Source organism: Micromonospora sp. CNZ280 (assembly GCF_011759515.1).
The window spans coordinates 591,519-613,220 of record NZ_JAAOYP010000003.1 but is presented as its reverse complement, the minus strand read 5'-3'; the positions used below and the strand labels follow the sequence as shown (position 1 = coordinate 613,220).

Annotated in this window: 18 protein-coding genes; 13 read left to right on the top strand and 5 right to left on the bottom strand. The window is 74.3% G+C overall.

The annotated features are described in order from the left end of the window. Window positions 1-10 precede the first annotated feature (10 nt). Entirely contained in the window at window positions 11-484 is a 474-nt protein-coding gene (locus FHX32_RS24565) for a GNAT family N-acetyltransferase (RefSeq protein WP_167187765.1), read from the top strand. 55 nt (window positions 485-539) lie between these two features. On the opposite strand, the gene FHX32_RS24560 is transcribed toward FHX32_RS24565, so the two are convergent. Then, window positions 540-2,648: a glycogen debranching N-terminal domain-containing protein gene (locus FHX32_RS24560; protein ID WP_167187762.1), complete on the bottom strand. Its 2,109-nt coding sequence runs from the start codon at window positions 2,646-2,648 to the stop codon at window positions 540-542. Between the two features lie 145 nt (window positions 2,649-2,793). On the opposite strand from FHX32_RS24560, the gene FHX32_RS24555 reads away from it, so the two are divergent. The 4 genes from FHX32_RS24555 to FHX32_RS24540 all read left to right on the top strand — a co-directional run bounded on the left by FHX32_RS24555 (window position 2,794) and on the right by FHX32_RS24540 (window position 7,145). After that, window positions 2,794-3,786, top strand: a complete 993-nt coding sequence (locus tag FHX32_RS24555) for a LacI family DNA-binding transcriptional regulator (RefSeq protein WP_167187759.1) — start codon at window positions 2,794-2,796, stop codon at window positions 3,784-3,786. 26 nt (window positions 3,787-3,812) lie between these two features. Continuing rightward, window positions 3,813-5,060: an extracellular solute-binding protein gene (locus FHX32_RS24550; protein WP_167187756.1), complete on the top strand. Its 1,248-nt coding sequence runs from the start codon at window positions 3,813-3,815 to the stop codon at window positions 5,058-5,060. A 68-nt stretch (window positions 5,061-5,128) separates the two neighbouring features. Beyond that, window positions 5,129-6,250, top strand: a complete 1,122-nt coding sequence (locus FHX32_RS24545; RefSeq protein ID WP_167187753.1) for a carbohydrate ABC transporter permease — start codon at window positions 5,129-5,131, stop codon at window positions 6,248-6,250. Window position 6,251: 1 nt separating this feature from the next. Beyond that, entirely contained in the window at window positions 6,252-7,145 is an 894-nt protein-coding gene (locus FHX32_RS24540; protein WP_167187750.1) for a carbohydrate ABC transporter permease, read from the top strand. 19 nt (window positions 7,146-7,164) lie between these two features. On the opposite strand, the gene FHX32_RS24535 is transcribed toward FHX32_RS24540, so the two are convergent. Then, window positions 7,165-7,746 carry a GNAT family N-acetyltransferase gene (locus FHX32_RS24535; protein WP_167187747.1) on the bottom strand — a complete coding sequence of 194 codons (582 nt, stop codon included), beginning with the start codon at window positions 7,744-7,746 and terminating at the stop codon, window positions 7,165-7,167. Window positions 7,747-7,781: 35 nt separating this feature from the next. On the opposite strand from FHX32_RS24535, the gene FHX32_RS24530 reads away from it, so the two are divergent. Continuing rightward, window positions 7,782-9,059 carry a glycosyltransferase 87 family protein gene (locus tag FHX32_RS24530; RefSeq protein ID WP_167187744.1) on the top strand — a complete coding sequence of 426 codons (1,278 nt, stop codon included), beginning with the start codon at window positions 7,782-7,784 and terminating at the stop codon, window positions 9,057-9,059. Here the strand turns inward: FHX32_RS24530 and FHX32_RS24525 are convergent. Continuing rightward, the gene (locus FHX32_RS24525) at window positions 8,958-9,509 is read right to left on the bottom strand and encodes a GNAT family N-acetyltransferase (RefSeq protein WP_167187741.1); all 552 of its coding nucleotides are present in this window, start codon (window positions 9,507-9,509) and stop codon (window positions 8,958-8,960) included. The two genes, FHX32_RS24530 and FHX32_RS24525, sit on opposite strands and share 102 nt — an antisense overlap. Window positions 9,510-9,587: 78 nt before the next feature. Between FHX32_RS24525 and FHX32_RS24520 the strand changes: the two genes are divergently transcribed. From FHX32_RS24520 to FHX32_RS24495, 6 genes are all read left to right on the top strand, one after another. Further along, a complete protein-coding gene (locus FHX32_RS24520) occupies window positions 9,588-10,817 on the top strand; it encodes a DNA glycosylase AlkZ-like family protein (RefSeq protein WP_167187738.1) in 1,230 nt (409 codons plus the stop codon). A gap of 4 nt (window positions 10,818-10,821) precedes the next feature. Then, on the top strand, window positions 10,822-11,373 hold the full coding sequence (locus FHX32_RS24515; RefSeq protein ID WP_486481300.1) for a DUF2752 domain-containing protein: 552 nt from the start codon (window positions 10,822-10,824) through the stop codon (window positions 11,371-11,373). A gap of 260 nt (window positions 11,374-11,633) precedes the next feature. Further along, window positions 11,634-12,377 (top strand): FAD-dependent thymidylate synthase, encoded by a 744-nt coding sequence (thyX, locus tag FHX32_RS24510; RefSeq protein ID WP_167189205.1) that lies wholly within the window; start codon window positions 11,634-11,636, stop codon window positions 12,375-12,377. 47 nt (window positions 12,378-12,424) lie between these two features. Beyond that, the gene (gene dapA / locus FHX32_RS24505; protein ID WP_167187732.1) at window positions 12,425-13,351 is read left to right on the top strand and encodes a 4-hydroxy-tetrahydrodipicolinate synthase; all 927 of its coding nucleotides are present in this window, start codon (window positions 12,425-12,427) and stop codon (window positions 13,349-13,351) included. 52 nt (window positions 13,352-13,403) lie between these two features. After that, a complete protein-coding gene (locus tag FHX32_RS24500; protein ID WP_167187729.1) occupies window positions 13,404-15,092 on the top strand; it encodes a ribonuclease J in 1,689 nt (562 codons plus the stop codon). A 101-nt stretch (window positions 15,093-15,193) separates the two neighbouring features. Beyond that, a complete protein-coding gene (locus tag FHX32_RS24495; protein ID WP_167187726.1) occupies window positions 15,194-16,762 on the top strand; it encodes an alpha-lytic protease prodomain-containing protein in 1,569 nt (522 codons plus the stop codon). Window positions 16,763-16,929: 167 nt separating this feature from the next. On the opposite strand, the gene FHX32_RS24490 is transcribed toward FHX32_RS24495, so the two are convergent. Next, window positions 16,930-18,552, bottom strand: a complete 1,623-nt coding sequence (locus tag FHX32_RS24490) for a type III secretion system chaperone family protein (protein WP_167187723.1) — start codon at window positions 18,550-18,552, stop codon at window positions 16,930-16,932. Continuing rightward, complete coding sequence (locus FHX32_RS24485; RefSeq protein ID WP_167187720.1) at window positions 18,549-19,028, bottom strand: YbjN domain-containing protein; 480 nt, start codon at window positions 19,026-19,028, stop codon at window positions 18,549-18,551. Before FHX32_RS24485 ends, FHX32_RS24490 begins: the two co-directional genes overlap by 4 nt. 114 nt (window positions 19,029-19,142) lie before the next feature. Here FHX32_RS24485 and FHX32_RS24480 point away from each other — a divergent pair, with 114 nt between their 5' ends. Continuing rightward, on the top strand, window positions 19,143-21,605 hold the full coding sequence (locus tag FHX32_RS24480) for a DNA translocase FtsK 4TM domain-containing protein (RefSeq protein WP_167187717.1): 2,463 nt from the start codon (window positions 19,143-19,145) through the stop codon (window positions 21,603-21,605). The last annotated feature ends 97 nt before the right edge of the window (window positions 21,606-21,702 follow it).

Here is a 21,702-nt window from a genome sequence, read left to right as displayed (position 1 = left end):
CGCTGCCCCGGTGATCGATTCGGGAGAACGGGACCGGGCCGGGCGCCGGGTCACCCTGCGGCCGGTGGACGACGACAACTGGCGAGCGGTGGCCGACGTCGCCCCCCGGGACGACCAGCGGGACTGGGTGCCCGCGCTGGCGGCCCGCTACCTGCTGCTGACCATGCGCTCCGAGGTGTGGAACTCGCTCGCCGTGTACGCGGACGAGACGGTGGTCGGGCACGTCATGTGGGGGGTCGACGACGACGGCTCCCGCTGGATCGGCGGAATGGTCATCGACGCCGCCGAGCAGGGCCGGGGTGTCGGTCGCGCCGCGGTGGCCACCCTCGCCGGCTGGCTGGCAGCGCAGGGCGAGCCGGTGCGGCTCTCGTACCACCCCGACAACATCGACGCGGCCCGCCTCTACACCGCGCTCGGCTTCCGGCCCACCGGGGCGATGGAGGACGACGAACTGGTCGCCGAACTGGCTCCGGCCGCGGGCTGAGCCGCGCCGGGCCGGCGGTGGTGTCGCCCACCGCCGGCCGGGGCGGCCCCGGCCCTCAATGGGAGACCGGGCTGCCGGCGGGCCGCTGGGCGGGCACCGCCGGTCGGGTCGGCGTCTCGACGGTCAGCGTGGCCGGCAGGCCGGTCACCGTGGCGTGGCCGGCCCGGTCCACGGTGACGGTGACCGGTGCGCCGGCGACCCGCAGGCCCTCGGCCGCGATCCCGCCCAGGCCGGGCAGCGGGGCCACCGTGACCCGGCCGGCCGGCACGTCCGGGTAGAGCCCGGCGGCGGCCTGGAGCAGCAGCACCGCCCCGGCCGCCGACCAGGCCTGCGGCCGGCACGCCGCCGGGTACGGCACCGGCCGGCCGAGCACCGACCGGTCGTCGCCGCCGTACAGCTCGGGCAGCCGGTAGTCGAACGCCTCGGCGGCGGCCAGCAGTCCGTCGGCCAGGTCGAGCGCGGTGTCGTGGAAGCCGGCCCGGGCCAGCCCGGCGAGCACGATCGCGGTGTCGTGGGTCCAGATCGACCCGCAGTGGTACGACAGCGGGCTGAACCCGGCGTCGTCGCTCGACATGGTGCGCAGCCCGAACCCGCCGGCCATCGCCTCGGTGCCGAGCAGCCGGGCCACCTGCGCCTCCTCGTCGCCGGTGAGCAGGCCGGTGCCGAGCAGGTGGCCGATGTTGCTGGTCAGCGAGTCGACCGGGCGCTTGTCCCGGTCGAGGGCGAGCGCCGGCTGCGGCCCGTGGCGGCCGTCGACCCAGAACGCGGCGCGGAACCGCCGGGCGAGCCGGTCGGCGTAGCCGCGCCAGCGGTCCGCGCCGGGGCGGCCGAAGGCGTCCAGCAGGTCGGCGGCGTCGACCGCAGCCTGGTGCGCGTAGCCCTGCACCTCGGCCAGCACGATCGGCGCGGTCGCGAGCCGGCCGTCGCGGAACCGGACCGCGTCGCCGGAGTCCTTCCAGCCCTGGTTGGACAGTCCGTGCCCGGTGGTGTCGACGTACTCGATCAGGCCGTCGCCGTCGGCGTCGGCGTGCTCGCCGAGCCAGCCCAGCGCCGCCTCCAGCCGGGGCAGCAGCGGCTCGACCTGGTCGGCGGCCAGGCCCCAGCGCCAGGCGTCGTGCAGCAGGCTGATCCAGAGCATGGTCGCGTCCACGGTGCCGTAGTAGGCCGGCGGCAGCCGCAGCCCGGCGTCGCCGAAGGCGACCTCGTGCCGGCGCAGCTCGTGCAGGATCTTGCCGGGGGCCTCGCCGGTGGCCGGGTCGACCCGGGTGCCCTGCCGGCGGGCCAGCACCCGCAGCGTGCCGGCGGCCAGGTCGGTGCCGAGCGGCAGCATCATCCGGGCGGCCCAGAGGCTGTCCCGCCCGAACAGGGTGAGGAACCAGGGCACGCCGGCGCCGAGGAACTCGTCCGCCGGGGCTTCGGCGTCGGCCAGCCGCAGCCCGCGCAGGTCGTCCAGCGCCCGGTCGAGCAGCCGGACCAGCCGCCGGTCGTCGGCCCGGACCGCCGGGTGTGCCCAGCTGACCTCCGTCGGCGGGCTGACCACGGCCGCCCGGGGGTCGGTGACCCGCAGCCGCCAGCGCAGCGTGACCTCGCCGCCCGGCGCCAGCTCGACCGGCCAGGCGAGCCGGGGCGCCTCGGCCGGCTCGGCGTGCACCTCGGCGTCGACGCCGGTGACGGTGACCACCGTCCCGTCGGCCGTCCAGGCCAGCTCGCCCGGGCCCCCGGCCCGGGCCGGCAGCGCCGGGGTGGCGCCGCCGGACTTGACCACCTCGATCGGGGCCAGGTCGCAGGCCAACCGCACGCTGATCGTGGCCCGGACCGGCGTGGTCGCGGTGGAGACGACCCGGAGGTCCTCGGTGAGCCCACCCGGTTCGATCCGGCGGGTGCGGTCGATCCGGACGGTCGGGTCGGGGGTGGGGTCGCCGAGCCAGCGGGCCAGGGTCACGAAGCGCACGCCGTGCGGGCCGGCGGCACCCCGGGCCAGCCCCTCCGGCTCGCGGTCGTCGACCCGCAGCTCGGCACGGGAGAGCACCCGGGCGTCGGCGTGGAAGACCCCCTGGACACCGACCGGGCGGATCTGCCCGGCCGCGTCCCCCAGCGCGCTGGTGGGGGCGTGCACCGCCCCGACCAGGTCGTGCAGCAGGGGTTGCAGGTGGCGTTCGGTCACGGTGTGGCTCCAGATCCTTCTCGGGTGGACCGGCCCCTTGACAGGCGGTCCCCAGGCGGTGCAAAGTGCGAAACATTCCAGCAACTTGAACGATCTAATCCTGCCGTATCTAATTTGGATCGTTCAAGACGGCGAGAGGGATCAAGTGGCTGAAAAGGTGACCATCGCGACGGTGGCCCGGCACGCCCGCGTCAGCCGCCAGACCGTGTCCAATGTGCTCAACGCCCCGCACATCGTGCGGGAGGAGACCCGGCTGCGGGTGCAGGAGGCGATCGACGCCCTCGGCTACCGGGCCAGCCAGGCCGCCCGGCAGATGCGTACCGGCCGGTCCCGGCTGATCGCGGTGCGGATCGAGCCGACCCGCGACGGCATCAACGGGTCGGTGCTCGACCGGTTCCTGCACGGGCTCACCGAGGCCGCCGAGGCGGCCGGCTACCGCACCATGCTCTACACCGCCGCCGACGTCGAGCGCGAGATCGCCGCGTACGACGACCTGCTCAGCGCGTACGACCTCGACGGCTTCGTGCTGACCGGCACCCACCACGGCGACCCGCGGACGGCCTGGCTCGCCGCGCGCGGGGTGCCGTTCGTGACCTTCGGCCGGCCCTGGGACACCCCCGAGGCGCACCCCTGGGTCGACGTGGACGGCGCCGCCGGCACCGCCGCCGCCACCCGCCACCTGCTGGCCCGCGGCCACCGCCGGATCGGCTTCCTCGGCTGGCCGACCGGCTCCGGGGTCGGTGACGACCGGCGCGCGGGCTGGTCACGGGCGCTGCGGGCGGCCGGCATCGAGCCGGCCGGGCAGCACCGGGAGACCGAGGACGGCATCGCCGAGGGCGAGCGGCTGATGCGCGAACTGCTCGCCACCGCCGAACCGCCGACCGCCGTGATCTGCGCCAGCGACTCCCTCGCCCTGGGCGCCCTCCAGGTCGCCCGCGCCGCCGATCCCGCCGTCGGCGTGATCGGCTTCGACGACACCCCGGTGGCCGCCGCCGTGGGGCTGACCAGCGTCAGCCAACCGCTGGGCGAGGCGGCCGCCCGCTGCGTCGAGCTGCTCACCGCGGTGCTCGACGGCACCCACCGGACCACCGACCACGTGCTGCTCCAGCCCGCGCTGGTGCCCCGGCACACCGCATGACCCCCGTCCCCCACCAGGAGAATCCGATGGCATCCCGATCCCTCATCCGGGCGGCGGTGGCCGGCCTCGCCGCCGTCGCCCTGCTCGGCACCGCCGCCTGCGGCAGTGGCTTCGACGACAACTCCGGTGACACCGCCCAGTCCAGCGGCCCGGCCAACCTGCAGATCCTGATCGGCTCCTCCGGCGACGCCGAGACCAAGGCCGTGCAGGACGCGGCGGCGAAGTGGGCCGCCGGCTCGGGCAACACCGCCACCGTGACCCCCGCGCAGGACCTCACCCAGCAGCTCGGCCAGGCCCTCGCCGGGGGCACCCCGCCGGACGTCTTCTACGTCGACGCCGCCCGGTTCGCCGACTACGCCAGCGTCGGCGCCCTGGAGCCGTACGGTGACAAGATCAGCAACACCGACGACTTCTACCAGAGCCTGCGCAGCACGTTCACCTACGACGGCAAGCTCTACTGCGCGCCGAAGGACTTCTCCACCCTGGCGCTCCAGATCAACACGGACCTCTGGGCCAAGGCCGGGCTGACCGACGCCGACGTGCCGACCAGCTGGGAGCAACTGACCGCCACCGCGCGGAAGATCAAGGCGAAGGGGCAGGTGCCGCTGGCGCTCGGCGACACCCGGGACCGGATCGGCGCGTTCCTGGTGCAGAACGGCGGCTGGCTGATGGGCGCCGACGGTAAGCAGCCCGCCGCCGACACCCCGGAGAACCTGGCCGCCCTCCAGTACGTCAAGAGCCTGGTCACCGAGGGGCTGGCGCGCTTCCCGAAGCAGCTCGACGCGGGCTGGTCGGGTGAGGCGTTCGGCAAGGGCGCGGCCGTCATGACCATCGAGGGCAACTGGATCAAGGGCGCCCTGAAGAACGACTTCCCGAACGTGAAGTACAAGGTCGTCGAGCTGCCCGCCGGCCCGAAGGGCAAGGGCACCCTCTCCTTCACCCAGTGCTGGGGCATCGCCGCCAAGTCGAAGTACAAGGAGCAGGCGATCAAGTTCGTCGAGGCGATGACCAGCGGCGAGCAGCAGATGGCCTTCGCGACCGCGTTCGGCGTGATGCCGTCCCGGCAGTCCGTCCGCGACCAGTACACCGGCGCGTTCCCGGCGGACAAGCCGTTCATCGACGGCGCCGCGTACGCCCAGGGCCCGGTGAACGCCCCCAAGATGGACAGCGTCCTGCGCGACCTGGAGGCCGGCCTGCAGGGTCTGGCCAACGGCGACCCGAAGGCGATCCTGGCGAACTTCGACAAGAACGCCAAGGCGGCGCTCGGCGGGTGAGGTGACCGGACGGGCCCCCGACGCACGTCGGGGGCCCGTCCCGGCACCTCCCGGACAGGGGAGGGGAGATGGCAACGGAGGCACTGGCGGCCCCGGCCACCACGCGCGGTGCCGCGCCGCGCCGGCGCGGGCGGGGCGTCCGCGGTGACGAGAACCTCGCCGGCTGGCTCTTCGTCGCGCCGGTCGTCGTGATCCTCGGACTGTTCCTGCTGCTGCCGATCCTGATGGCGCTCTGGGTCAGCCTCACCGACTGGAACGGCCAGGGCAGCCCGTTCACCCGGGAGGTGCCGTTCGTCGGGGCGGAGAACTACACCCGGCTATTCACCGAGGACGGGCTGGACCGCCGGGACTTCATGACCAGCATCCGGAACAACGTCTACTACGTCGGGATCGTGGTGCCGGCGCAGACCGCGCTCGCGCTCGGCCTGGCGCTGCTGGTGAACAACCGGCTGCTCAAGGGGAAGAGCTTCTTCCGCAGCGCCTTCTACTTCCCCTCGGTCACCAGCTCGGTCGCGATCAGCGTGGTCTTCCTCTTCCTGTTCGCCAACTCCGGCGCGGTCAACCGGCTGCTCGCCCTGGTCGGCGTCGACGGGCCGCAGTGGTTCGCCGACTCCCGGGGCGTCCTGCACCTGCTGCTCGGTGCGGTCGGCGTGGACGACCCGCCCGCCGCGCTGACCGGCGGCGGACCGTTCGGGCTGACCTGGTGGGACTGGCTCTCCGGCCCGAGCGTGGCGATGATGTCGATCATCACGCTGGTGGTCTGGACCACCTCCGGCACCTTCATGCTGATGTTCCTCGCCGCCCTGCAGAACGTGCCGGTGGCGCTGGAGGAGGCGAGCACGCTCGACGGCGCCGGCCGCTGGCAGCGGTTCCGGCACGTCACCCTGCCGCTGATCAAGCCGACCACCTTCCTGGTGCTCACGCTCGGCCTGATCGGCTCCTGGCAGGTCTTCGATCAGGTGTACGTGATGAGCCAGGGGGAGCCGGCGAAGACCACGCTCACCCCCGCGTACCTGTCGTACACCACCGCGTTCCGGGACTTCGACTACGGCTCCGGCGCCGCGATCTCGTTCGTGCTGTTCCTGATCATCATCGTGCTGACCCTGATCCAGCGCCGGGCGATGGCCGACCGGGACCCGGTCGGGCGGCGGCGGGGCTGGTGGCGTCGACGCGTACCGGAAGGGTCGTGACATGGCCGTGCTGACCGACCGCCCGCCGGTCGCGGCGGCGCCCGCCCGGCGCCGGGGCCGCGACCCCCGCGTGCTGGTCTCCCGCTTCCTCGGGTACGCCACGCTGGTCTTCTTCGGGCTGGTCTTCCTCTACCCGTTCGTGATCCAGCTCGGCAACTCGTTCAAGACCGAGCCGGACGCGGCGGCCGACCCGCTCTCGCCGATTCCCGACCCGCTGGTGCTGGCCGGCTTCGAGCGGATCTTCGCCGGCACCGGCTTCCCGCTCTGGCTCGGCAACTCGCTGCTGGTCACCGTGCTGGTCACGGCCGGCCGGGTGTTCTTCGACTCGCTGGCCGGCTACGCGCTGGCCCGACTGCGCTTCCGCGGCCGGGCCGGGCTCTTCGCCGCGGTCGTCGCGGTGCTGGCGGTGCCCGGCGTGGTGCTGCTGATCCCGAAGTTCCTGGTGCTCAACCAGCTCGGCATCTACAACAGCTACGCCGGGCTGATCGTGCCGCTGCTCGCCGACGCGGCCGGCGTGTTCATCATGAAGCAGTTCTTCGAGTCGATCCCGGTCAGCGTGGAGGAGGCGGCCCGGATCGACGGGGCGGGCGTGTTCCGCACCTTCTGGTCAGTGGTGCTACCGATGGCGAAGCCGGCGCTGATCACCCTGACCATCCTGTCGTTCCAGGGCTCGTGGAACGAGTTCCCGCACAGCCTGGTGGCGGTCCAGGACCCGGACCTGTTCACCCTGCCGCGCGGCCTGGCCGACCTGGTCAGCGGCTCACTGGGCAAGGGCAGCCAGTACCCGCTCAAGCTCGGCGCCGCGCTGCTGGCCACCATCCCGGTCGCGATCATCTTCGTGGTGTTCCAGCGCTACTTCGTCCGCGACGCCAACGCCGGCGCCGACAAGGGCTGACCCGGGCCACCCCGCGGGGTCAGTCGGTGGGGACCGGCTCGGTGGGGACGGCGACGTGCAGGCGCAGTTGGGGGACGAGCATGTCCTCGACGTCGAGGGCGCGGGCGGCGCCGTCCGGTTCCCAGCCGGTGCTGGTGAGGAACTTCCGGGTCGCCTCGTCGGCGTCGAACGCCCAGGCCACCGCCCGGGCGAAGCCGTCTTCCCGCCACAGGTCCACGCTGGCGGCGAGCAGCCGGCTGCCGTGCCCGCGCCGGCCCCAGCGCGGCTCGACCAGCAGGTCGGTGACCGCCACCACGTCCGCACCGAGAGCCTCGGCCGGCTCGCCCGGGGCGAGCGCCTCGGCGTCGGCCGGACCGGAGGCGGCGAACCCCACCAGATACGATTGCTCGGCCTGTTCGACGGCGACCAGCACCCGGTGGCTGGGCGACGGCGCCTCCTGCACCGCGGCGCTCCACCGCCGGGCGAGCCACGCCTCGTCCAGGTTGTCGAGCACGTGCCGGGGCAGAATCCGGCGATAGGCGACCCGCCAGGTCGCGAGCTGGATGCGTGCGATCTCGCCGGCGTCCTCCGGACGCGCCGGGCGGACGTACCCGAGAGCCATGGGACGGAAGCCTACGCAGGGCGAGGGAGGCGACGGTGGCCCAGGGTGCCAGAAGCACGGCGACGCAGGTCGTCGGCGTGCTCGCGCTCACCGTCGCGGTGACCGCCTTCCTCTCCGTGGCCGCCGTACGGCACGGCTTCTTCGACCTGAAGGTCTACTACGGCGCGCTCACCTGGTGGGTGCACGACGGCGGCGAGATCTACGACTTCCTCAAGCCGGGCACCCAGTACGGCTTCACCTACCCGCCGTTCGCCGCCCTGGTCATGCTCCCGATGGCGTACCTGCCGTGGTTGGCGGCGATCGCCGTGAGCGTGACCGCCAGCGTGCTGACCAGCGCCGTGCTGATCTTCTGGTTGCTCGATCCGGTCGCCCGCCGGGCCGGGTGGACCCGCTGGTTCGCCCTGGCCGTCGCGCTCTGCCTGGCCGCCGCGTACGAGCCGATGCGCGAGACGGTCAACTTCGGCCAGGTCAACACGCTGCTGCTGTTCCTGGTCGCGGTGGACCTGCTGCGCCTGCTGCCCGGCGGCAGCCGGTGGGCCGGGGTCGGCATCGGCCTGGCCACCGCGATCAAACTGACTCCGGGAATCTTCATCGTCTACCTGCTGGTCACCCGCCGCTGGCGGGCGGCGGTCACCTCGATGGCCACCGCCGCCGTGGCCACCCTGGTCGCCGCGGCGCTCTTTCCGGACGCCTCCCGGGAGTTCTGGACCGAGGCGCTGTGGAACACCGGGCGGGTGGGCGAGCTGGCCTTCGTCTCCAACCAGTCGCTGCGCGGCGTGGTGGCCCGGCTGAACCCGGAGCACCCGAGCACCCTGGCCTGGGTGGTGCTGGTGGCCGCCACGCTGGCGCTGTGGGCCTGGCGCTCCCGGGCCGCGGCGGCCGCCGGCGACGAGGCGACCGGCCTGGCCCTGACCGGCGCGGTGATGTGCCTGGTCAGCCCGGTCACCTGGGTGCACCACCTGGTCTGGCTGCTGCCCGCGCTGATCCTGCTGGTGGACAACGGCATGGCCGCGCCGGCCGGCGGTCGCCGGCGTCGGGTGCTGCTGGCCGCCGCCGCCGTCGGGTACGGCTTCCTCACCAGCCGGATCGTCTGGGCCTGGGAGAAGGACTTCACCGGGGTGGACGGCTTCCTCGGCGCCAACACGTACGTCTGGATCAGCCTGGCCCTGCTGGCGTTCCTGCCGGTCCGCCGCCCGGCGGCACCGGCCGGGTCAGTCGTCGAGGCGGCCGGTGTACCGCAGCTCGACGAGCCCGACCGGCGGGCGACCAACGGCGAGCGGCACCGGGTAGGTCGACCGCTCACCGTCCGGTGACAGCCCGGCCCGCTGGTAGAACCGGCGGGCCCGGTGGTTGCCGGCCAGCACCCAGAGCCGGTACTCGACCCAGCCGCGCTCGCGCAGCCCGGCGCGGGCGGCCGCGAGCAGCGCCCGGGCCGTGCCGTCCCCCCAGTGCGCCGGCTCGACGTACACCGCCACCACCTCGCCGTACGCCGGGTCGAGGTCGCCCCGGTCCTGGTCGTTGCGGTACGGGCCGAACGTGGTGAAGCCGGCGGGCACGCCGTCGACCTCGGCGAGCAGGGTGGTGAACGGGTGCTCCGGGTCGGCGGTGCCGACGTCGCGGCGGCGCTGCGCCCAGGCCGCCACGTTCAGCCGGGCCAGCACCTCGTCCGGCATCAGCCCGGCGTACCCGGCCTGCCAGCCGTGCACGTGCACCCGGGCGACCGCCTCCGCGTCGTCGGGCTTCTCGCGGCGGATGGTGAGCATGTATCCGTTCTATGCCGGCTTGGGCGATCGGTCCAGCGGCCGCTCCGATGTCGTAGGGGTGGATTACCGTCGCCGACGATGACCGCACCGGAATCGCTCTCGCTCGCCCAGGCCCGCCGGGTGGCGCTCGCTGCCCAGGGCTTCGCCGACCCGGCACCCACCGGAGTGCCCACCCGCCGACACCTGCGCCGGGTGCTCGACCGGGTCGGGCTGATCCAGATGGACTCGGTCAACGTGCTGCAACGCGCGCACTACCTGCCGCTCTACAGCCGGCTCGGGCCGTACCCGACCACGCTGCTCGACACCGCCGCCTACCGCCGGCCCCGGGAGCTGTTCGAGTACTGGGGGCACGAGGCGTCGCTGGTGCCGGTCGGCCTGCACGCGGCGCTGCGCTGGCGGATGGCCCGGGCGCACAGCGAGTCCTGGGGCGGCATGCGCCGGATCGCCCAGGAGCAGCCCGAACTGGTGGCCTGGATACGCGACGAGGTCGCCGCCCGGGGTCCGCTGACCGCGGCCGAGATCGAGCACGACGCTCCCCGGGAAACCGGCAACTGGGGGTGGAACTGGTCGGCGGTGAAGCGTGCCCTGGAGTTCCTGTTCTGGGCCGGCGAGGTGACCGCCGCCGGGCGCACCACCTCCTTCGCCCGCCGCTACGACCTGCCCGAACGGGTGCTGCCCGCGGCCGCGCTCGACGCGCCGACGCCGACCGACGCCGAGGCGTACCGCACGCTGGTGGCGATCGCCGCCCGGTCGCTCGGGGTGGCCGCCGAGCCGGAGCTGCGCGACTACTTCCGGCTGCCGCTGGCCGGCGCCCGGCAGGCGATCGCCGAGCTGGTCGAGGCCGGCGAGCTGCTGCCGGTGGCGGTGGCGGGCTGGCGGCAGCCGGCCTGGCTGCACGCGCAGGCCCGGCTGCCCCGCTGGATCCGCGGCAACACCCTGGTCAGCCCGTTCGACCCGCTGGTCTGGGAACGCGCCCGCACCGAGCGGCTCTTCGACTTCAGCTACCGGATCGAGATCTACGTGCCGGCACCGCAGCGGGTGTACGGCTACTACGTGCTGCCGTTCCTGCAGGGCGACCGGTTCACCGCCCGGGTCGACCTGAAGGCCGACCGCAAGGCCCGGGTGCTGCAGGTGCCGGCCGCCTGGGCGGAGCCGGGCGCCGAGCCGGGCGAGACCGCGGTGGCGCTCGCCGCCGAGCTGTACCGGCTCGCCGGCTGGCTCGGCCTGGACGCGGTGGCCCCGCCGGCCGCCGGTGACCTGGCCGCCCCGCTGGCCGCCGCGCTGGTGGGCGTCGCCGGTGTACGGTGAGCGCGTGACGAGCGTTGACGGACCGGTCGGCCAACCGCAGTCGCCGACCAGCGCGCCGGACGCCCCGGCGTGGCCCGCGGGTCAGGTGCCGCCCTACCCGGTGGCCGAACCCGACCGGCTCACCCGGTTCGTGACCCGGCTCTACGAGCGTTCACCGCGCTGGGTGGTGCCGCTGGCCGCGGTCGGCTGCGTCGGCGCCGCCATCGGCTACACGCTGCTCAGCGACCCGACCCGGTCGGCGCCGGACGCCGCGCCGACCTGCCTGCTGAAGCTGACCACCGGCCTGGACTGCCCCGGCTGCGGCGGCACCCGCGCGGCCTGGTACCTGCTGCACGCCGACCTGCCGGCCGCCGCCCGGCACCACTTCCTGTTCGTCTTCGCGCTGCCCTTCCTGGCGTACCTCTTCGTCGCCTGGGCCGGCCGGCAGGCGTTCGGCTGGCGGCTGCCGGAGTTGCGGATCAGCCCCAAGGTGATCGGCGGCTTCCTCGCCGCCTGGCTGGCCTTCTCGGTGGTCCGCAACCTGCCCTGGGCCCCCTTCACCTCGCTCTACGTCTGACCTGAGCGCGACCCGCCGGTCGTCACCGGCCGGCCCGGGAGCCGCCCGGCCGGCGCGGTGCGTGTGCTGCGTCATCACGTTCGTCGCCGCCGTCGCCGCCGCCGCCGGTGCGGCTCGGCGGGCGGGTGATGTCCTGGACGACTCAGCTCCTCAGCGTCCGACGGCGGGTGCGGCGCTTCCGGGCGTGATCGAGGTTGCATCGGGGCGAGCCGGACTTGGGCGGGGCGAGCCCCGCCACTACAGTCCGAGGAATGCCGGACATGGTGCAGCCGCAGGTGAAGTTGATCGCGTGGACCCACTTCGAGGCGCCGGACGAGGTGCCGTGGTCGACCGACGCCGAGGGTGGCCAGGCGCTCGCCGAGTTCGCCGGCCGGGCCTGCTACCAGAGCTGGAAGAAGCCCAACCCGGCCACCGCCACCAACGCCGGCTATCTCGCGCACATCCTGGAGGTCGGGCACCTGTCGGTGCTGGAGCACGGCTCGGTGAGCTTCTACTTCACCGGGGTGTCCCGGTCGTTCACGCACGAGCTGATCCGGCACCGGCACTTCTCGTACTCCCAGCTCTCCCAGCGGTACGTGCCGGAGCGGGACGCGGCCATGGTCGAGCCGGCCGTCATCGCCGAGGACCCGGAGTTGCACAAGAAGTTCGTCGAGGCCGCCGAGGCCAGCGTGCGGGCGTACAACGAGTTGCTGGAGGGGCTGGAGCGCCGCTTCGCCGACGTGGAGAACGCCACCCTCCGGCGCAAGCAGGCCCGGCAGGCCGCCCGCGCGGTGCTGCCCAACGCCACCGAGACCCGGATCGTGGTCACCGGCAACTACCGCGCCTGGCGGCACTTCATCGCCATGCGCGCCACCGAGCACGCCGACGTGGAGATCCGCGAGCTGGCCGTGGAGTGCCTGCGCCAGCTGCAGCGGGTCGCGCCGAACGTCTTCGCCGACTTCGTCATCTCGACCCTGCCGGACGGCACCGAGGTGGCGGCCAGCCCGCACGCCGAGCTGTCCTGAGCCCTTCCCCGGCGGCGCCCCGGTGGTCGTCCGCTAGGTTGGATGGCATGACGCACGACCACCCTGACACCCCCGCCCGGGCGGTGTCCCGCCCGTTCGGGCGAGTGCTCACGGCCATGGTGACCCCGTTCACCGCCGACGGCTCGCTCGACCTCGACGGCGCCGCCCGGCTGGCGACCCACCTGGTCGACGAGCAGGGCAACGACGCGCTGGTGGTCAACGGCACCACCGGCGAGTCGCCGACCACCACCGACGCGGAGAAGGAGCGCCTGATCCGGGTCGTGGTGGAGACGGTCGGCGACCGGGCCACCGTGGTGGCCGGGGTGGGCACCAACGACACCCGGCACACCATCGAGCTGGCCGCCGCCGCCGAGAAGGCCGGCGCCAACGGCCTGCTGGTGGTCACCCCGTACTACAACAAGCCGCCGCAGAGCGGGCTGCTGCGCCACTTCACCGCGGTCGCGGACGCCACCGGCCTGCCGGTGATGCTCTACGACATCCCGCACCGCGCCGGCGTGCCGATCGCCACCGAGACGCTGGTCCGCCTCGCCGAGCACGCCCGGATCGTGGCGGTCAAGGACGCCAAGGGCGACCTCACCGCGACCAGTTGGGTGACCAGCCGCACCAACCTCGCCTTCTACAGCGGCGAGGACTCGCTCACCCTGCCCGCGCTCTCCGTGGGCGCCGTCGGCGTGGTCGGCACCTCGACCCACTTCTCCGGCGCGCTGACCAAGCGGATGATCGAGGCGCACGACGCGGGGGACACCACCACCGCGCTGGAGCTGCACCGGCGTCTGCTGCCGCTGTACACCGGCATCTTCCGTACCCAGGGCGTGATCCTGGTGAAGGCCGGCCTCGCGGCACAGGGCCTGCCCGCCGGCCCCGTCCGCCCGCCGCTGGTGGACGCCACCGACGACGAACTGGCCCAGCTGCGCGCGGACTGCGCCGCGGCGGGCCTGGCACTTCCCGAATGACCGAACGACACGACGGACGCCCGGCGACGGCGTCCCAGAATGAGGTGGACGCGTGACCGAGGCGCACATCACGGCGGAACTCCCCCCGCCACTGCCGGAGGGTGGACTGCGGATCATTCCGCTCGGCGGGCTCGGCGCCATCGGCCGCAACATGACCGTCTTCGAGTACGACGGCAAGCTGCTCGTCGTCGACTGCGGGGTGCTCTTCCCGGACGTGGAGCAGCCCGGCGTCGACCTGATCCTGCCCGACTTCGGCCCGATCCTGGACCGGCTCGACGACGTGCAGGCGATCGTGCTCACCCACGGCCACGAGGACCACATCGGCGCGGTGCCCTACCTGCTCGCCCACAAGCCGGACATCCCGCTGGTCGGCTCGCAGTTCACCCTCGCCCTGGTCGAGGCCAAGCTCGCCGAGCGGCGGATCCAGCCGTACACGCTGACCGTGCGGGAGGGCGGCCGGGAGCGGCTCGGTCCGTTCGAGTGCGAGTTCTTCGCGGTGAACCACTCGATCCCGGACGCGCTCGCGGTGGCCATCCGCACCCCGGCCGGCCTGGTGCTGCACACCGGCGACTTCAAGATGGACCAGCTTCCGTTGGACGGCCGGATCACCGACCTGGCCGGGTTCGCCCGGCTCGGCGCCGAGGGCGTGGACCTGCTGCTCTCCGACTCCACCAACGCGGAGATCCCCGGCTTCGTCACCCCGGAGCGGGAGATCGGGCCGGTGCTCGACTCGATCTTCGCCAAGGCCACCGGCCGGATCATCGTGGCCTCGTTCGCCTCGCACGTGCACCGGGTGCAGCAGGTCTTCGACTCCGCCGCCGAGCACGGCCGCAAGGTCGCGCTGATCGGCCGGTCCATGGTCCGCAACATGGGCATCGCCCGCGACCTGGGGCTGCTCAACATCCCGGCCGGTCTGGTGGTCGGGATCGAGGAGGCGACCACGCTGCCGCCGGAGCAGATCGTGCTGATGTCCACCGGTTCGCAGGGCGAGCCGATGAGCGCGCTGGGCCGGATGGCCAGCGGCGATCACCGGCACATCACCATCGCCCCCGGCGACACCGTGGTGCTCGCGTCCTCGCTGGTGCCCGGCAACGAGACCTCGGTCTACCGGGTGATCAACCGGCTGGCCCGGGCCGGCGCGGTGGTGGTGCACAAGGACGTGGCCAAGGTGCACGTCTCCGGCCACGCGCCCGCCGGCGAGCTGCTCTACCTGCTCAACGTGGTGCGGCCCAGCAACCTGATGCCGGTGCACGGCGAGTGGCGGCACCTTCGCGCGCACGCCCGGCTCGGCATCGAGTCCGGCGTGGCGCCGGACCGGGTGGTGCTCTGCGAGGACGGCGACGTGGTCGACCTGGTCGAGGGGCGGGCCAGCCTGGTCGGGCACGTGAAGAGCCGCTACGTCTACGTCGACGGCCTCGCCGTCGGCGACGTCAGCGAGTCGCTGCTCACCGAGCGGCGGATCCTCGGCGACGGCGGCTTCATCGCCGCCACCGTGGTGGTCGACTCGGTCACCGGCAAGGTGGTCGGTGGCCCGACCGTCTCGGCGAAGGGCTTCTCCGAGGACCCGGAGGCGTTCAACCCGGTGATCCCGCTGGTCACCGAGGCGCTGAACCGGGCCGCGGCGGACGGCATCACCGACCCGCACCAGCTCCAGCAGATCGTCCGGCGCACGGTGGGGCGGTGGGTCAACGACGCGTACCGCCGGCGGCCGATGATCGTGCCGACCGTCGTCGAGGTCTGACCGATCTGGATCGTTTTCCGTCGATCGTTCAACCGTCCGCCCCGTCCGCCCGTACTCCGTCCCGGCAGGCCTGACCAGGCCGGCCGGGAGGAGCGTGGCGGATGGACCGCAGACGGATGACAGCCATCGGTGTCCTGGTGGCGACGGCGGGAGCGGCGGCGGCGGTGACCCTGCCGGCGCTGGCCGGGGAGGGCACCGCCCCACCGGCGGACCGGCCGGATGGCACGGCCGCCGGGGTCGCCCCGGAGGTGCTCGACGCGATGCGGCGGGACCTGTCGCTCAGCCCGGAGCAGGTGGTCGACCGGCTGCGCAGCGAACGTCAGGCGGCCGGGGCGGTGGCCCGGCTCCGTACCGAACTCGGCGCCGACTACGGCGGCAGCTGGCTCAGCGCGGACGGCCGCCAGCTGACCGTGGCGGTCGCCGACCCGGCCGACGCCGACCGGGTACGCGCCGCCGGCGCGGTGCCGAAGCAGGTGGCCCGGGGCGTCGGCGAGCTGGACGCGGTCAAGCGCCGGCTGGACCGGGCCGGCGCCCAGGCCAGCCCGGACGTGGCCGGCTGGTACGTGGACGTGGCCGACAACAGCGTGGTGGTGCTCGCCCGCCCGGGCGCCGAGGCGGCCGGCCGGCGGTTCGCCGCGGCCGGCGGGGCGCCCGCGGGCGCGGTCACTGTGCGGACCGCCACGGAACAGCCGCGGCTGCTGTTCGACGTGCGCGGCGGGGAGGCGTACTTCATCAACAACGCCGGCCGCTGCTCGGTCGGCTTCTCCGTGGTCGGCGGGTTCGTCACGGCCGGGCACTGCGGGCGGCCGGGGGACCGGACCACCGGCTCGAACCGGGTCGCCCAGGGCACCTTCCGCGCCTCGTCCTTCCCCGGCGACGACTGGGCGTTCGTCGAGGTGAACGGCGACTGGACGCCGCAGGGCGTGGTGAACGACTTCACCGGCGGCACGGTGCCGGTGGCCGGCTCGCAGGAGGCGCCGATCGGGGCGTCCATCTGCCGGTCCGGCTCGACCACCGGCACCCGCTGCGGGCTGATCCAGGCCCGCAACGCCACCGTCAACTACCCGGAGGGCACGGTCACCGGGCTGACCCGTACCAACGTCTGCGCCGAGCCGGGCGACTCGGGCGGCGCCTGGCTCTCCGGTGACCAGGCCCAGGGCGTCACCTCCGGCGGCTCGGGCGACTGCACCCGGGGCGGTGTCACCTTCTTCCAGCCGGTCAACGAGATCCTCGCCGCCAACCGGCTGACCCTGGTCACCGCCGACGGCGGCGAGGTGCCCCCGCCCTCCGGGCCGGCCGAGCCGCCGGCCGCCACCACCCCGCCGCCGACGACGCCGCCGGCCCCGCCGACCGGCGGCGAGACCGACTGCACCGGGCAGGTCACCCGGGCCGGCTCGCTGGCCGCCGGGCGGGCCCAGACCCAGCCCGACGGCCGCTGGTTCCGGGCCCCGGCCGGCCCGCAGCGGGCCTGCCTGGACGCCCCGGACGGGGCCACCTTCGCGCTCACCCTGCAGCGCTGGACCGGCACCGGCTGGCGGACCGTGGCCCGCGCCGCCACCGACGAGGCGGCGGCCCGGCTGGCCACCGAGGGCCCGGCCGGCGCCTACCGCTACCTGGTGACCGCGCTGCGCGGCTCCGGCGACTACACGCTGGCGTTCTCCGCCGGCTGACCCCACCCGACCGGGCCGGTCGCCGACGTCCCCGTGTACGTCGGTGACCGGCCCGGAGCCGGTGCGGTTGACACGGAGACCACCCCTGAACCGGGGATCAGGTTGCGCGACTGTCGGATGACGGTCTGCGGGTGTCGGGACGGCAACCCCGCGCCGCCGCTCGCGCGTCAGGGCAGCGCGGCGACCGCCTCGGCGTACCCGGCGCCGGTGCGCACGGCCGCGTCCACCAGCACGGCGAGCTGGGCCGGGGCCACCCCGTGCGCCAGGTCGGTGCTGACGTCGCCGGCCAGCGCCAGCTCGCCGCCGAGGTCGTGCACGTACGCCTTCGGCAGCAGCCGGTCGTGGTTCCACGCGTTGCAGAACGCGTACGCCTCGGTCAGCCGCCCGGCGGGCAGCCGGCGCGCCGCGACCACCCGTACGTGCAGGATCTCCCCGTGCTCACCGGCCCGGCGGAACTGGATCAGCGCCTCGCCCCAGCGGCCGAGCACCGCGCCGCCGCCGTCCACGTCGTACCGGTCACCGCGCCGGTCCAGCTCGGCCGTGATCATCGACAGGGTCAGCGGCGTCGGTTCCAGCTCCGCCGGCCCGGCGTCGCCGTCGTCCCGGTCGTCGAGGTCGTCCGGGGCGTCGTCGGCGGGCAGCGGGACCGGGGCGGCCAGCGGCCGCTCGGCCAGCCAGGACGCGATCCGGCCGGACTGGTGGCCGGTGCCGTTGCGGGCGTCGAAGCTGCCGGCCAGCCGGGTCGCCGTGCCGAGCAGCGTGTGCCCCAGCGTCTCGACGTCCAGCTCGGCGGCCGGTCGCGGGCCGGCGGCGGGGCGGCGCAGCGTCCGGTGGCCCAGCCCCGCGTCGACGGCGAGGGCGCAGAGCAGCGCCCCCGCGGCGGCGAACTCCATCGCCGACAGGTCGTCGGCCGGGCGGTCCAACCGGGGCAGCTGCTCGGCGAGGATGTCCAGCCCACGGTCGAGGTGCCCGCCCAGCGCGCAGAACCGCAGGTGCGCCGACAGGTACGGGAAGGCGGCCGGTTCCCGCCGGTGCCGCCGGTACGCCCGCACGTGCGCCGCGCCGGCCCGCTCCGGCTCGCCGGCCCGCAGCCAGGGCAGCAGCGCCCCGGCCAGCGCCCGTTCCGGTTGCTCGGTGCAGGTGACCGTGCCGTCGAGCGGGTCCCGCAGCACGTCCAGCGCGGCGGGCCAGTCGCCCCAACCGGCGAGCAGTTCGGCGCGGCGGACCGGCGCGCAGCCGGGGCACCCGTCGGCCGGCCCGGGCGCGGCGGCGGTCCACCGGTCGTACCACCGGCGGGCGGTCGGCTCGTCGCCGAGGTGGTCGGCGATCCGGCAGCGCAGCTCCGCGACCACCGCGGCGTCGCCCGCGCCGGCGGCGGTCCGCCCGGCCAGGTCGTCCAGCATGGACCGGGCCTGGTCCAGCCCGACCCGGGGCGTGCCGAGCAGCGCCTCCACCGCGTACCGCTGGTAACGCAGCAGCAGCTCGACGTCGGCCGCGGGCAGCAGGTCGGGCCGGCGGTCGACGGCCGCCAGGCAGCGGCGCACCGGTTCCACCAGCCGCCACCGCTCGCCGTCCAGCAGGTACGCCTCGACCAGCGCGAACCGGGCGGCCACCGCGGCGCGGTCGTCCCCGGCCGCGTCCGCGTGCGCGGCGACGCGTTCCAGCTCGGCGGTCCGGGCCTCGCCGTCGGGCAGGTCCCGGGCGTCGGCGAGGGCGTCGGCCAGCGCCGCGTCCGACGGCCGGTCGGCCCCGCCCGGCGTCGCTCGCTGGCGCTCGCCCCGCCCGGTCACGCGATCACCGCGCCGGGCAGCCGGCGCACCTCGGCGGCGAGCTGGCAGCCGGTGGCGATGCCGCAGTCGAGCAGCTGGTCCAGCTGGTGCGTGGTGACCCCCCGCTCCAGGTCGGCGATCACCTCGCCGCAGACCCGGGCCCGGCCGTCGTCGTCGACGTGCACGAACGCCTTGGGCCAGAGCCGGTCGTGGTTCCAGCCGTTGCAGAACGCGTACAGCGCGGGGACGTGTTCGATGGAGAAGGTGGGTGCGGCGACGGTGCGCACCTGGAGCAGCTCCCCGGCGGCGCCGAGGCGAAGGAACCAGATCAGGCTGTCGTCCCACCGGCCGACCAGGTCGCCGTCCGGGTCGCGCTGGACGACGTACCCCCGGTTGCCCAGCACGGCGGCGATCAGCTCGCCGGTCAACGGCCGTAGTTCCCGGGGCGGCCCGGCCAGGGGGCCGTCCGGACCGTCCTCGATTTCCGGCGACGCCATGGGGGCATCCCTTCGGGGGCGAATATCACGGCGGACGGCGAGGCCCGTGCTGCGACGCGCGGACACGACCCGGAAAAGCGGCGATCTGCCGGGTCACGCCGTTAAGTTGATGCTATGGCGGGCCGTACCTCTCAGGCGAGCCGGCGGCGCGGCGCGTCGCCGCGCGGTGGCACCAACAGCCGTGCCCGCCAGCCGGCGAAGAAGAGCCGCACCCCGGCCCGGCGCCGCACCGCGGCGGCGCGCCCGGGTCCGGCGGTCTACATCGGCCGGGCGGTCGGTGCACTGTGGATGGGGTTGGCGCACGGCGTCGGCTGGGCGGTCCGTGCCGCCGGCCGGCAGGCCGCCTCGGCCCGGGAGCTGGATCCCGAGCACCGCCGCGACGGCGCCGGCCTGCTGGTCTTCGGGCTCGCCCTGCTCAGCGCCGTGGGCATCTGGTTCTCCGCGGCCGGCCCGGTCGGGGAGCGGGTGGCCGACACCGTCCGGCTCTTCCTCGGCGCGATCGCCATCGTGGTGCCGGTGCTGCTGATGATCGGCGCCTGGCGGCTGATGCGCGAGCCGGCCGACCCGGAGCACCGGGGGCGCGGGTTGGTCGGCTGGGGCTCGATGCTGGTGGCCACCGCCGCGTTGCTGCACATCGGGCAGGAACCGGTCGACGCGACCCAGCGCGACTTCGCCGGCGGGTTGGTCGGCGCCGGGGTGGGCAGCCTGCTGGAGCGCGCGGTCACCGCCTGGGTGGCGGTACCGCTGCTGATCCTGCTGCTGATCTTCGGGCTGCTGGTGGTCACCGCCACGCCGATCAACAAGATCCCGGAGCGGCTCGGCCTGCTGGCCGGCGCGGTGACCGGCGCGCCCGCCGCCGAGGACGCGGCCGACGAGGCGGAGGCCCGCGCCACGCCCGCCCGCAAGCGCCCGGCGAAGCGGACGCCACCCCCGCTGGACCCGGACGACTTCGACGAGCTCGACGAGGGCGTCGACCTGCAGGACACCATCGTGCTGCCGCGCAAGGCGCCGGCCAAGGTGCCGGCGACCCGCCGGCCGGTCGAGCCGCCGGAGCACTCGCCCGCGCCCACCCGGGCCGAGCAGTTGGCGTTGACCGGGCTGGCCGGCGACTACACCCTGCCGCCGGCGAACATGCTCAGCAGCGGCGCGGCGCCGAAGAAGCGGAGCAAGGCCAACGACGAGGTGATCGCCGCGCTCACCGGCGTCTTCGAGCAGTTCGACGTGGACGCCGCGGTCACCGGCTTCACCCGCGGCCCGACGGTCACCCGCTACGAGGTCGAGCTGGGCCACGGCGTCAAGGTCGAGCGGATCACCCAGCTGTCCCGCAACATCGCGTACGCGGTGAAGTCGCCGGACGTGCGGATCCTGAGCCCGATCCCGGGCAAGAGCGCGGTCGGGGTGGAAATCCCCAACACCGACCCGGAGAACGTCGCGCTCGGTGACGTGCTGCGCTCGCGCGCCGCCACCAGCGACCACCACCCGATGGTGGTCGCGCTCGGCAAGGACATCGAGGGCGGCTACGTGGTGGCCAACCTGGCGAAGATGCCGCACATCCTGATCGCCGGCGCCACCGGGGCGGGCAAGTCGTCCTGCCTGAACTCGCTGCTGGTGTCCATCCTCACCCGGGCCACCCCGGACGAGGTGCGGCTGCTGCTGATCGACCCGAAGCGGGTCGAGATGACCGGTTACGAGGGCATCCCGCACCTGGTCACCCCGATCGTGACCAACGCCAAGAAGGCGGCCGACTCGCTGGAGTGGGTCGTCCGCGAGATGGACATGCGCTACGACGACCTCGCCGCCAACGGGGTCCGGCACATCGACGACTTCAACCGCAAGGTGCGCAACGGGGAGATCAAGGCCCCGCCGGGCAGCGAGCGGGAACTGCGGCCGTACCCGTACCTGCTGGTGATCGTGGACGAGCTGGCCGACCTGATGATGGTCGCCCCGCGCGACGTGGAGGACTCGATCGTCCGGATCACCCAGCTGGCCCGGGCCGCCGGCATCCACCTGGTGCTGGCCACCCAGCGCCCCTCGGTGGACGTGGTCACCGGCCTGATCAAGGCGAACGTTCCGTCCCGGCTCGCCTTCGCCACCTCCTCGCTGGCCGACAGCCGGGTCATCCTCGACCAGCCGGGGGCGGAGAAGCTGCTCGGTCGGGGTGACGGGCTGTTCCTGCCGATGGGCGCCTCGAAGCCGATCCGGATCCAGGGCGCCTGGGTCACCGAGCGCGAGATCGCCGACGTGGTGAAGTTCTGCAAGGACCAGCGCGAGCCGGAGTTCCGCCCGGACGTCCTGACCGTGGCGCAGGAGGGCAAGAAGAAGATCGACGAGGACATCGGCGACGACCTCGACCTGCTGGTGCAGGCGGTCGAGCTGGTGGTCACCTCGCAGTTCGGCTCGACCTCGATGCTCCAGCGCAAGCTGCGGGTGGGCTTCGCCAAGGCCGGCCGGCTGATGGACCTGATGGAGACCCGGGGCGTGGTCGGGCCGTCCGAGGGTTCCAAGGCCCGCGACGTGCTGGTCAAGCCGGACGAGCTGGAGGAGGTCCTGGTCGGCCTGCGCGGCGGCGATGAGTGAGCCGCTGGCCGAGGAGCTGTTCCCGGTCCGCGCCGCCGCGGACCTGCCGGCCGCGCTCGGCTCCCACCGGGATTCGCGCGGCGGCGTGCGCTGAACC

Coding starts and splice junctions, on each gene's coding strand:
- FHX32_RS24495 (WP_167187726.1), top strand. CDS start 15,194: ATGGACCGCAGACGGATGACAGCCATCGGTGTCCTGGTGGCGACGGCG.
- FHX32_RS24540 (WP_167187750.1), top strand. CDS start 6,252: ATGGCCGTGCTGACCGACCGCCCGCCGGTCGCGGCGGCGCCCGCCCGG.
- FHX32_RS24535 (WP_167187747.1), bottom strand. CDS start 7,746: ATGGCTCTCGGGTACGTCCGCCCGGCGCGTCCGGAGGACGCCGGCGAG.
- FHX32_RS24480 (WP_167187717.1), top strand. CDS start 19,143: ATGGCGGGCCGTACCTCTCAGGCGAGCCGGCGGCGCGGCGCGTCGCCG.
- FHX32_RS24485 (WP_167187720.1), bottom strand. CDS start 19,028: ATGGCGTCGCCGGAAATCGAGGACGGTCCGGACGGCCCCCTGGCCGGG.
- thyX (WP_167189205.1), top strand. CDS start 11,634: ATGGTGCAGCCGCAGGTGAAGTTGATCGCGTGGACCCACTTCGAGGCG.
- FHX32_RS24550 (WP_167187756.1), top strand. CDS start 3,813: ATGGCATCCCGATCCCTCATCCGGGCGGCGGTGGCCGGCCTCGCCGCC.
- FHX32_RS24545 (WP_167187753.1), top strand. CDS start 5,129: ATGGCAACGGAGGCACTGGCGGCCCCGGCCACCACGCGCGGTGCCGCG.
- FHX32_RS24520 (WP_167187738.1), top strand. CDS start 9,588: ATGACCGCACCGGAATCGCTCTCGCTCGCCCAGGCCCGCCGGGTGGCG.
- dapA (WP_167187732.1), top strand. CDS start 12,425: ATGACGCACGACCACCCTGACACCCCCGCCCGGGCGGTGTCCCGCCCG.
- FHX32_RS24525 (WP_167187741.1), bottom strand. CDS start 9,509: ATGCTCACCATCCGCCGCGAGAAGCCCGACGACGCGGAGGCGGTCGCC.